Source organism: Runella limosa DSM 17973, from assembly GCF_000482465.1.
GTDB lineage: Bacteria > Bacteroidota > Bacteroidia > Cytophagales > Spirosomataceae > Runella > Runella limosa.
On the sequence record NZ_AXVJ01000025.1, the window covers coordinates 125924 to 136772 of the forward strand.

Annotated in this window: 9 protein-coding genes; 7 read left to right on the top strand and 2 right to left on the bottom strand. The window is 33.9% G+C overall.

What is annotated here, in order from left to right:
• Positions 1-145: 145 nt before the first annotated feature.
• On the bottom strand, positions 146-1402 hold the full coding sequence (locus K339_RS0100560) for a thioredoxin family protein (protein WP_028521857.1): 1257 nt from the start codon (positions 1400-1402) through the stop codon (positions 146-148).
• A gap of 257 nt (positions 1403-1659) precedes the next feature.
• On the opposite strand from K339_RS0100560, the gene K339_RS0100565 reads away from it, so the two are divergent.
• Positions 1660-3150, top strand: a complete 1491-nt coding sequence (locus K339_RS0100565) for a capsule assembly Wzi family protein (RefSeq protein ID WP_028521858.1) — start codon at positions 1660-1662, stop codon at positions 3148-3150.
• Here K339_RS0100565 and K339_RS0100570 read toward each other — a convergent pair.
• Positions 3140-3988 (bottom strand): FkbM family methyltransferase, encoded by an 849-nt coding sequence (locus tag K339_RS0100570; RefSeq protein WP_028521859.1) that lies wholly within the window; start codon positions 3986-3988, stop codon positions 3140-3142. The two genes, K339_RS0100565 and K339_RS0100570, sit on opposite strands and share 11 nt — an antisense overlap.
• A gap of 216 nt (positions 3989-4204) precedes the next feature.
• Here K339_RS0100570 and K339_RS32210 point away from each other — a divergent pair, with 216 nt between their 5' ends.
• The 6 genes from K339_RS32210 to K339_RS32215 are packed head-to-tail and all read left to right on the top strand — an operon-like array spanning position 4205 to position 10842.
• Positions 4205-5242, top strand: a complete 1038-nt coding sequence (locus tag K339_RS32210) for a CgeB family protein (protein ID WP_051397711.1) — start codon at positions 4205-4207, stop codon at positions 5240-5242.
• A 3-nt stretch (positions 5243-5245) separates the two neighbouring features.
• Positions 5246-6397 carry a glycosyltransferase family 4 protein gene (locus K339_RS0100580; RefSeq protein ID WP_028521860.1) on the top strand — a complete coding sequence of 384 codons (1152 nt, stop codon included), beginning with the start codon at positions 5246-5248 and terminating at the stop codon, positions 6395-6397.
• A gap of 11 nt (positions 6398-6408) precedes the next feature.
• The gene (locus K339_RS0100585; protein ID WP_028521861.1) at positions 6409-7113 is read left to right on the top strand and encodes a class I SAM-dependent methyltransferase; all 705 of its coding nucleotides are present in this window, start codon (positions 6409-6411) and stop codon (positions 7111-7113) included.
• Complete coding sequence (locus K339_RS0100590; protein ID WP_028521862.1) at positions 7114-8439, top strand: lipopolysaccharide biosynthesis protein; 1326 nt, start codon at positions 7114-7116, stop codon at positions 8437-8439. It begins immediately after the preceding gene.
• A gap of 2 nt (positions 8440-8441) precedes the next feature.
• Positions 8442-9791 carry a hypothetical protein gene (locus K339_RS0100595; RefSeq protein ID WP_028521863.1) on the top strand — a complete coding sequence of 450 codons (1350 nt, stop codon included), beginning with the start codon at positions 8442-8444 and terminating at the stop codon, positions 9789-9791.
• Positions 9781-10842, top strand: a complete 1062-nt coding sequence (locus K339_RS32215) for a glycosyltransferase family 9 protein (RefSeq protein ID WP_051397712.1) — start codon at positions 9781-9783, stop codon at positions 10840-10842. Before K339_RS0100595 ends, K339_RS32215 begins: the two co-directional genes overlap by 11 nt.
• Positions 10843-10849 lie beyond the last annotated feature (7 nt).

A 10849-nucleotide genomic window follows, 5' to 3' on the forward strand; every position in this document is an offset into this window, starting at 1 on the left:
GTTTTGATACACGTACAAGACAGAGCAAAACAAACCTCACTTACTGTGACTCACAAAAATACGATAAGTCTCTACAAAACAAAAAAAAGTTAATCGCTATTTTTAAGTTTTTTTTAATGATTCTTGTCAGCCAACAGAGGATGAGTTATTTAATACTTGCTAGTAACGAGCGGTAGCCACTTGTGTCCGTTTTAGCAGTCGTTCCTATTTCTACTGCCTTTTGGGCTGCTTTTTTTGCTTCTTGTTTATTGCCCACTTTCAACAAAGCCTTGGCCTGTTCTGCGTACAAATCAGCCACTTCTTTGGTATTTTTTTCATTAGGTTTTAATAATTTCACGCCATTGGTCACCCAAGAGCTTACCGAGGAGACGTACGAATTATCGGTGGCTTTTTCATTAAAATATTTAACCAGATACGCGTAGTCAGCAAACACCATATAGCCCGTTTTTGCATACTGATTAAGACGCGCGGTTGCTTTAGCAGTTTCTTTCTGGCGGAAGTAAGCTTCAAGCTCTTTTAATAAGGTACGGCTATTGGCCATCTTGGCTGGCACTCCCAGTTGAAGAAAACGTTCACGAATGTTGGCAATTTCTTGAGGGGTGAGCTTTGCTGCCCGCGTACTTTCATACATCGTCAAGAATAGAATCAGTTCGCCCGCGTCTTTTACCTCTTTGGCTGGATATTTGGACTGATACTTTGCCAAATTTTTGAAAAAATAATCAGCCAACGGATTGGTTATGTCATTAATGAGGTTTTGTAAAATATAAAAACCCGTTTTCCCTTCGGCATCACTAGGTTTAGCAAGAGCTTTCGCGATATCGCGGTTCAGCAGCTCTAGCCTTTCTTTGTTTTTTGTAGCTTTTGCATATTTAGCATAGTTCACCAAAAATACAAAATCACGGTCTCCCTTTGCATATCGTTCGGCATAAGCGCTACTGCGCTTGCCTGGATCAAGAACATCCGAACCATGTCTTAGAACTTCTTCAATAAATTCGACCCGGTTAGGGCGCTCCATGGGGGGAGCTTGATGAATCAGGCTACCTGAGGCGGGATCAAAAAACAAAAACAAGGGAAATTCGACATAAGTAATTCCTTTCTGAGTTTGGATTACTTTCGAGTCTTCTGAGTTGGCCTCAAGTTTCATACTTATGAAATTGGCATTAAAAAAATCCCCTACTTTTTTTTCTTCCAAAACGGGCGCTAAGGCTGCACAGTGAGGACAGCCGTTGAGGTATATCTCAACGAATAAAATCTTGTTAGCCCTTCTCGCGGTTTCGAGTGCGGTTGAAAATGAAGTTGTTTGAAATTTAATACCCTGAGCTTGAGCACTCAATGCACTGATGAGTAGCATTGTCCCTACCAACAAACTAAACTGGGGACACTGGCGTAATTGACGTCGCATATATCTATTATGTATGTGTATTATTGGCTTGCCCGCAAATATAGTAATCTAACCCCGATGTTCTAATATATAAGGTAGGGCTTTTCTTCTAAAATTTATCAAAAGGTTTTAGCACCATCGTTCATTGCTTCACAAATAAATATTTTTAATTTTCCCCCAAAACAATATTTATCTTAGTAGTTTTGTTCTAGTAGGTCTCACAAGTATCCTACCTGTGCCCCGCCATCATAGCCAACGAGAACTTTGCGTTTATTATTATGTATATTAAGGACATTCCTCTTTTTCTCTATATTCGATATGTTATTACCCTATTTTTGTGTTTAGTATTCTCCGTTGATGGCAATGCCCAGAAAGATACAACAAACACCAAACGTTCGTTCTTCTATGGGGAACTAATAACAACTGCATCAACTGGTACTACTACGCCATTTTGGATTAAGAGTAACCAATATGGAAGCATACCCGATACATCATTTGCGGGACTAATTAAGACTGGCACGCACATACGTTTCGGGAAAGGCTGGCAGATAAACGCCGAAGGCATTATCAATACGCTCGCTATTGCATCAAGCCAAGTACCAGTATTCAATGGTACTTTTCAAAACAAATATCTTGATATTTACATTGGACGCCGCAAGGAAGTATTTGGTATCGGTGATACATTGGCGGGCGCTGGCTCTTTTATCTGGTCAGGAAACGCACTTCCTATTCCCAAAATTCACCTTGGCACCAACGGGTTTATATCTCCAAAGTTTCTAGGTGGGGCAGTCGCACTCCAAGCAACCATTGCGCATGGTTGGTTTGGAAAAGGGAAGTTTGCTTCGGGCTATTATTTACATCAGAAAAGTATTTTATTGCGTATCGGAAAAGTCCATAACCGTTTTGCATTATACGGTGGTTTTTTTCATTTTGCCCAGTGGGGGGGGAAAGCACCTCTACTAATTGGCCTCAATCGAACTCAGCCCGACGGCTCACTTCCGCATTCGTTACGTGATTTTGGATACGTATTTATAGCCAAAAATACACCCAAAATACCCAACATTAGCTCTTACGATTCTGTTAATCGAATTGGAAACCACCTAGGGGTACTTAATCTAGGGCTACAGTGGCAAACAGCCCACCATAAACTCCTCTTATATTACCAAAGACCTGCTGAAACGGAGGCCGTTTTTAAATATAATCTTCCAGATGGCCAATACGGTATCTCATGGACAAACAAGCGCACCTCTAAACAGCTAAAGTTTGATCAAATAAGCCTTGAATACCTCAGTACACTTAGACAAAATCTTCGTTTAACCCCTCAGTGGGGGTATCTTAACGATGACTACTTCAATAATTCTCAATACATGGACGGATGGACGTATCAAGGACAAGTAATAGGGACTCCCTTTATGAGTTTGCGTGATGCCACTCAAGCACGTTGGTTTGATGTCAAAGGAAAATACGAAAATCGTAACTATCAACAAATAAACGGCAACAGTTTTCAGGTATATTATTTAGGCGCACGGATAAGTTACCGCAGACAAAACATCCTTCAGATAAAAATAAGCCACACTCGGCAATCTCTTTATCAAAATACCGATGGTTCCTATCAGCAAGTAATACCTCAAACATCTATGTATGTAACTTTTGAAAGAAAAATGAGGTCAAATGCGGCTATAAATTTGAAGCTGGCTAGAGACACTGGAGATTGGCTACCCAATACTCACGGGGTTTATCTTTCCTATTTTAAACAAATTACTTTTTAGTTTCATAGAGCATCGCGTCTGAGAATCCTTGTACTTTTCTCAATTGCCATGGTATATCTTCTCTAATAAGAACTAGGTTTTCCCCACAAATATATGTTCGAAAAGGAATGTCTCCCAAGGCTTTATAAATAACCTGCGTTGTAGTAGGTCGATCACTATCAGGCACTTCAAAAATCAGGCACTTGACCTTCGATATCCATTGAAACGTACTATGACGAAACAGTTCATACTCAGCCCCCTCTATATCAATTTTCAAAATATCAATTGATTCCCATTTCATGAACTCCATTAACTCGGGCACCGAATATGCTCTTACTTCAGAGGAAGCTGTATCTGGAGTTGATTGAATCGAGTAACTTTCAGCTAAATCGCCCAATTTATTCCCAATTTGTACAAGTCCAGGCTCCCACCAGAGAGCTCCGTGAATCGTCTTAACGTTTGTAGTTTTTTTGAAATTCTGATATAAAACTTCATAATTTTTTGTTTCAGCTTCAATAGCCAAGATGACCGCATTTGGATAAAATAAGTAAAAACGAGTCGTTTCGTCGCCTATGTTTGCCCCTGCATCAAGTATGGTCTTGATTGGCTCTCCTCCATTTATGTCTATAAAATAATTCTGTTCGTAGAAATGAGTCATGACACCACTATCTATTGCTCCTCTGAACCAAAAGTCATGCTTACCCATTAATTTAACACCTCTTACATTGGGTTTTGTATGATATTTTCTACGCCTATTCGATAAGATAAGTACCTTAAAAGCTCCAAGTAAGCCAAAAACTTCAACACCTTTACAAAATCGGGTAAGCCATTCTAACAATCTTTGTACAATTCTGAACATATATTTTTCACTTTACAAAATGGAATAGCCACAAAAATAGACAGATTAAATCTAATTCGCACAGTACCCATCGATATTCAGCTACCCAATACATAAGCATGATGCATATTTCAAATTTCACACATTTCCCAAAAACTGAAACATTTTCTATATTTGCAGTCTAACCAATAGTCTCTTGTATTATATTTTCTACAAGACTTTTGATAAAGTAGGCAAATGAATATAACATATATTGGTAATTCTCATCCGTCCCAAACCTCATACCATCGCTACACATCACTACAAAGACTCGGTCATAATGTAGTAATTTGTGACCCTTATGAAACTTTAGCGAGCACCCTGAACCATCCAATTATCGGGCGTTTTCACTATTATAGTGGCTATAAGTTTTTGCAAAATAAGGTAGTAAATTGGATTCGTAAAAATTACAGCAGTTTTCAGAGTGACGTGATTTGGGTAGATAACGGAGAGCTATTTGGGTTGGAGGCTGTAACACATCTAAAGAGCTTGGGGGGTAAGGTTATCCTATATAATACAGACGACCCCACTGGTAATCGAGATCATGGACGCTTTAAAAGTTTTCTTAAAGCATTGTCAAAATACGACTTAATTGTAACAGTACGAGAACCCACTTTGCAGGATTTAATCAAGTTAAATGCACAAAACGCAATAAAAGTATATCGGTCTTATGATGAAGTAGTCCACAAACCCCCAGTAAAACCGATTCCAGATTATTTCAAATCTGACGTAGCTTTTATTGGAACTTGGATTCGGCACGAAAAGCGTGATCTATTCCTCCTAGAATTAATTAACCAAGGGATAAATGTTTCTATTTGGGGAGATAACTGGTCTAAGTCACCTCAGTGGCAAAAGTTAAAGCCATACTATAAAGGATCCGCCTTGTTTGGAGAGAACTATGTTAATGCAATAGCGGGTGCAAAAGTTAACCTAGGACTATTATCGAAAGGGAATCGAGATTTACATACAACTCGTTCAATGGAAATCCCATATGCTGGAGGGCTTTTCTGTGCAGAGAGAACAACCGAACATTTAGCCTTGTATAAAGAAGGCGAAGAAGCTGTATTTTGGTCAACAGCCGAAGAATGTATAGAAATATGCCATAAATTACTTCAAGATGCCGACAGAAGAGATAAAATTAGGAAAGCGGGGCAAAAGAAAGTGATAGAGTTAAAACTAGGAAATGAAGACATATGTAAGGAGGTTCTTTCACATGTTGCAATAAAAAGGGATTAAAACATGGTTTCGATAGCTTGTTCAACAAAATTTCACGCTTTCTTTTTAGCTAATGAATTAGATAAACACGGTTTATTAGAAACTATTCATACTTCATTTCACTCTCAAAAAAACACCTACTTAAATAAGCTACATCATAGAAAAGATAAGGAAGATATTTCTGTAGAAAGAATTAAAACTTATCCTCATATTGCTTTTTTATTGAAGTTATACCCTAAATATACCTATCAAATCAATGATTTATTTGATTTTCAGGTCAGTAAAAATCTCCTAAAAGGTAACGAAACAAAAGTTTTTATAGGCTGGAGTAGTATGTCACTGAGAAGTATCAAAGCATCCCAACAAAAAAATATAGTAACTATACTTGAACGTGGGTCATCTCATATGAGTTTTCAAAACAATTTGATTGCCGAAGAATATCAGTTAATTCTAAACAAAACTCAATATACAGACCCTAAAATTGTTAATAAAGAGTTAAAAGAATACGAAGAGGCTGATTATATTTCCATACCCTCCACGTTTGTAAAAAAAACATTTTTGCAATTCGGGATACCTGAAAAAAAACTTATTTTGAACCCTTATGGTGCTGGCGAGCATTTTCAGTATTTCCCGCGTCAGAATCAAAAATTACGTATCTTGTATTTTGGTGCTCTCAGCGTACGGAAAGGAGTAATTTATCTATTCCAAGCATTAAAAAACCTAAAGATTCCTAAAAGCGAATATGAGGTCTGGTTTATTGGAGGTATTGATGAAGAGATTAAAAGTCTCTACAATAAGTATGTAGAAAATAACTGGAAACATTACGGGCACCTTAATCACTATGAACTCAATAATTATTTAAACCAATGTGATTTAGGAGTTTTTCCTACAATTGAAGACGGATTCGGAATGGTTATTAATCAGATGCTAATATGTGGCATCCCTGTCATAACAACTCCTAATTCTGGTGGCCCTGATGTAATAAAAGAGGGTAAATCTGGCTTTATTGTTCCTATTAGAGACCACATCTCAATACAAGAAAAGATTCTACATATGTATCAAAATCGAGACAAGCTCAGGCAAATGCAAGATTATGCAGCTAGAAGTGCTTCTAATAACCTCTCATGGAGCGATTATGGAAATAGGTACTCGCATTTTATTAAACAAATAATATAAATTCGTAACTAATGAAGAGCGCAGCAGAAATACAAGCAGAATATTATAAAACTACCGCCGAAAACTATGACAACAGTCACCTTTTAGAAAAGGGGGAGCACGATATTGCCATGTCCTTTTTATCATCTTTTATTAGGTTGTATGATATAAAATCAATTTTAGACGTTGGAGCAGGCACTGGTCGCACTATTCAATTTATTCAAAACGAACACCCTCATGTCAAAATAGTTGGCATCGAACCTGTTCAAAAATTACGTGAAATTGGTCATTCTAAAGGCATTAATCAGCAAATATTAATAGACGGTGATGCTAATAATATCAACTTTAAAGAGAATTCATTCGATTTAGTGTGTGAATTTGGAGTATTACACCATGTACCTAATCCAGAAAATTGTGTTAAAGAAATGCTGCGTGTAGCAAAACACAGTATTTTTATATCTGATTGTAACAATTTTGGAGAAGGCAGCAAAACTGCCCGCTTATTTAAGCAATTTATCAATTTTTTAGGTTTGTGGCATTTTTATAGATATGTAAAAACAGCAGGAAAAATGTACGAAATATCAGAAGGAGATGGTTTATATTATTCTTATTCCGTTTTCAACAACTACAATTTCATTAAAAATAACAGTAGAAATATTTACACTGTTAATACGAAAAAAGGGGGAAAAAACCTTTATACCCAGGCTTCACACGTGGCTTTAATGGCAATAAAATAAATGAAATTGTACTCCCAATTAATAAAAATTGCTAATCAATACTCAAAATGGCTGAAAAATATTTTTTCGGCCATTTATAATCGTTCTTTAACAATCATTATTCAGCTGGTAACAATCCCAATTCTTCTAAAATATTTTGGCAAAAATTTATATGGTGAATGGTTATTACTGACAAGTATTCCTGCGTATCTTTCTGCAAGTGATTTAGGAGTTAATGTTACTGTTACTACTAAAATATGTTCTCTCGTGGCTCAATCAAACTATGGAGAAGCATTAGAGCTCTATAAAAGTGCGAACAAGCTTTTTTTAATAATCTCATTAATTGGTTCTATATTAATAGGAATAGCCATTTTTTTATTTGATTGGAAAGGAATACTTAATGTTAGCTATTTTGAAGGTAACGAAATTAATTATTGTCTTCTGTTTTTATCTATTAACATTTTTCTCTCTCCTATTTTAGGACTCTCTCAAGGTATCTTTAAGGCCGAAGAGCGTTTAGATTTATTTCAAAACTCATTATCTATTCAACAATTAATTGAAGCTATTACTTCTACAGTATTACTCATTTTAACAAAAGATATAGTAATAGTTTCAATCAGCTTTGTACTTATAAAAGTATGTTTCCTGCTATTTACCATCAACACTTTATCAAAAAGATATAAATGGTACAAATTTGGCTTTCAAAGTCATTTAAGTCATAGTATAAAATTATTACCTGTATCATTTCATTATATGATAGCTTTATTGGGGCAAAGTCTTTTCATTCAAGGTCCTATTTTATTAATAGGCAAATATTTAGGAAGTAGTCAGTTAATTATTTTTTCAACCTCCCGTACATTAACTAACGCAGGAAAATCACTGTCTAGTATTTTTTACTCTTCTTTTGTTGTTGATTACACTTATAAGTTATCAAAAAAAGAATACAAAAAAGCTTCAACTCTTTTCTACAAAGTACTTTTTATTACTTTTATATTGAGCGCTATTTTAACTTTTTCCCTTTTTATTTTTGGCTCAGAAATAATTTCTATTTGGACGAAAAATGAAATAAAAGTCGAAGAGAAGTTCTTTGGAGTGCTGTGCTTATCTTCTTTTTTTAGTACTTTAAACAATTGTTGTTATAGTATTTTATCTTCAACAAATCAAAATAAAAATATTGGTTTATTTTATTTTTTTAGTTCTATATGTTTATTTATTTTGCTTTATTTGTTTTCCCAAGGTTCTTTACTAATTTTTGCTATTTTAATACTTTCAATTGAATTTTTCCAATTTCTAGCATCATACATAGAAAGTAAAAGTGTGGTCACGGGAAAAAGAGCTCTTTTTTAATTATGATTGCTATATTTTTATTTAGCTTTATTCAAGTTGTATTTTCTATAATTTTATTTGCAAATAAAATTATAGAAAATACAAAATATCGTTATAATCCCTTCTTTCTAGGGGGAATTATAACTTTATTATATAATAGTATAGGCCCCATTTCAGTTTTTTTGAATGTGTCAGCGATTGCCTCAAACTGGGAACAATGGTGTAATGAAGAAGGCATAAACAACACAAATATTCTGATTGCACAAGTACTATTGTGTTTTCTAGGTACCTCATTTATCTTCATAGGGTTTATATTCAGCACAAAAATCTACAATTTTCAAAAAAAATTAAAAATAAACTTATTAAATAACTACAACTTCTATTTTTACTTATGTATATTTCTCGTATTTCTTCAAATATATTTTACTTTAAATGGAAGTTTTACACTTGGTGGTGTCAGTGATGACGAATTAGAAGACGGAATAAACCCAGTTTTATCAATCGTTTACCCATATTTTTACATCGTACCGTTCGTTTCTGGGCTATTCATAAAAATCAAAAAAAATACCAAGATTTGGATTTTGATTATTTTAATTGAATTATTCTGGCTTTTCTTTATGAACAAAAGGAGTTTAATCATTGGAATTTTAATTTTTTTATCTTCTATTAATCACTGGAACTTTATAAAAATAAATACAAAAAATCTATTTTTATACTTATTTTATTCAGTTACCTTATTTAGTTTTGTAAATATATTTCAAAAATTAAGGTTCATTGGATTAAATAATCTTTCCTTTTTATCCACTAACATCGATGATATTTTGTATTATACAAATACAATTGATGATGATTTTTTTAAAGATATTAGCGCTCAGTATGCTGCTATAAGGCCGTTTTCAAGTCATTTACCAATTGCTCGCTTTTTAAGCAATTTAGAGAGCCATAATTTAACTTTACTCAATGGAAAAGGCATAATAAATACTTTTTACAATAGCCTTCCAGGTAGCTTTTTTATCAAAAAAGATTTAATAAAAGTAAATGAAGCTCTTTATTCACAGCATTTTAATTCGCTATTTGACTATACAGACATAGGTGATACCATTATTTTGCAAGGTCTTACTGATTTTGGATATTGGGGAATATTTGTTTATTTATTGTTCATTTATCTATTTTTCTATATCTCATTAGAATATATAATACACTTATTCGACTCATTTACAGGCATAGTATTCTGGACTCAAACATTTATTCTTTCTTTAAACGCCTTTGAAGAGTCTTTCAGTGAGTATTTTATATACATCAGAAGTATTTTTTTTGCAATATTTATATCTATTATTTTAAAAATTTTCAATTTCAAAAAATATGAAAGATAAAATATTAATTTATCGTTTAGGTAGTCTAGGAGATACAATCATAGCCCTCCCTTGTTTTAACAAAATCATTGAAACCTTCCCTAACTCAGAAATAACGATCCTTACTAATGCCCCGGTTTCTAGTTCAGCAGCTCCGATAGCAAATATACTTAGTCCAAAAATTTATGATAGAATTATAACATACCCGATTGGCCTTCGAAATCCAATAGTTTTTTTTAGACTTTTAAAGAGGATATATGTTCTAAAAATTGATACATTATTTTATTTAACAGAGGCAAGGAGTCCATTAACAGTATTCAGAGATACAATATTTTTCAAGTTATTAGGCATAAAAAATATAATTGGGTTACCAAAAAAAGAAAGTGATTTTAAAGTAGAAAAAGATTCAGAATCAAACTTTAGTTTTGAATGGGAAGCTAAAAGGCTTACGAAAAGACTTACGCAATTCATTGGGGATATAGATTTAAATAATTCAAAAAACTGGGAATTATTTTTAACTGAAAATGAAAATCAAAAAGCAAAAATTTTCCTTAAAAATTATGCCAAAGGCCCGTTACTTACTATTTGTACTGGAACAAAATTTAACACAAATGATTGGGGAATAAATAACTGGAAATATTTACTATCTCTTTTAAAAAGCAGGCTGAAAGGTTGGAAACTCATTATAGTTGGAGGCCCTGAAGATATATTAAATGGAAATGAGTGTTTAGATGTGTGGGGTGGTGAAGGTCTTAACTTATGTGGATTAACTGAAGTAAGAGTATCTGCCTGTATTATAAAAAGAGCAAACTTATTCATTGGGCACGATAGTGGGCCGTTACATTTAGCTTCATGCGTTGGCACTCATTCTATTGGAATTTATTCAGGTAGAAATAAACCTGGTCAATGGTTTCCCAGAAAAAATAACAATAAAGTTATTTATCATTCAACAAGTTGTTCCGGATGTGGTCTAATTCATTGTTTGCACGAAAATAAAAAGTGTATTTTATCAATTACTCCAGAAGAGGTATTGAAAGAAGTAGAAATTCTTCTTTCAACTGTTAATTTTTAAATCTAAA

Excerpts from the sequence above, each read along its gene's own strand:
- K339_RS0100585 (WP_028521861.1), top strand. The coding sequence starts at position 6,409 with ATGAAGAGCGCAGCAGAAATACAAGCAGAATATTATAAAACTACCGCC.
- K339_RS32215 (WP_051397712.1), top strand. The coding sequence starts at position 9,781 with ATGAAAGATAAAATATTAATTTATCGTTTAGGTAGTCTAGGAGATACA.
- K339_RS0100590 (WP_028521862.1), top strand. The coding sequence starts at position 7,114 with ATGAAATTGTACTCCCAATTAATAAAAATTGCTAATCAATACTCAAAA.
- K339_RS0100595 (WP_028521863.1), top strand. The coding sequence starts at position 8,442 with ATGATTGCTATATTTTTATTTAGCTTTATTCAAGTTGTATTTTCTATA.
- K339_RS32210 (WP_051397711.1), top strand. The coding sequence starts at position 4,205 with ATGAATATAACATATATTGGTAATTCTCATCCGTCCCAAACCTCATAC.
- K339_RS0100560 (WP_028521857.1), bottom strand. The coding sequence starts at position 1,402 with ATGCGACGTCAATTACGCCAGTGTCCCCAGTTTAGTTTGTTGGTAGGG.
- K339_RS0100570 (WP_028521859.1), bottom strand. The coding sequence starts at position 3,988 with ATGTTCAGAATTGTACAAAGATTGTTAGAATGGCTTACCCGATTTTGT.
- K339_RS0100580 (WP_028521860.1), top strand. The coding sequence starts at position 5,246 with ATGGTTTCGATAGCTTGTTCAACAAAATTTCACGCTTTCTTTTTAGCT.
- K339_RS0100565 (WP_028521858.1), top strand. The coding sequence starts at position 1,660 with ATGTATATTAAGGACATTCCTCTTTTTCTCTATATTCGATATGTTATT.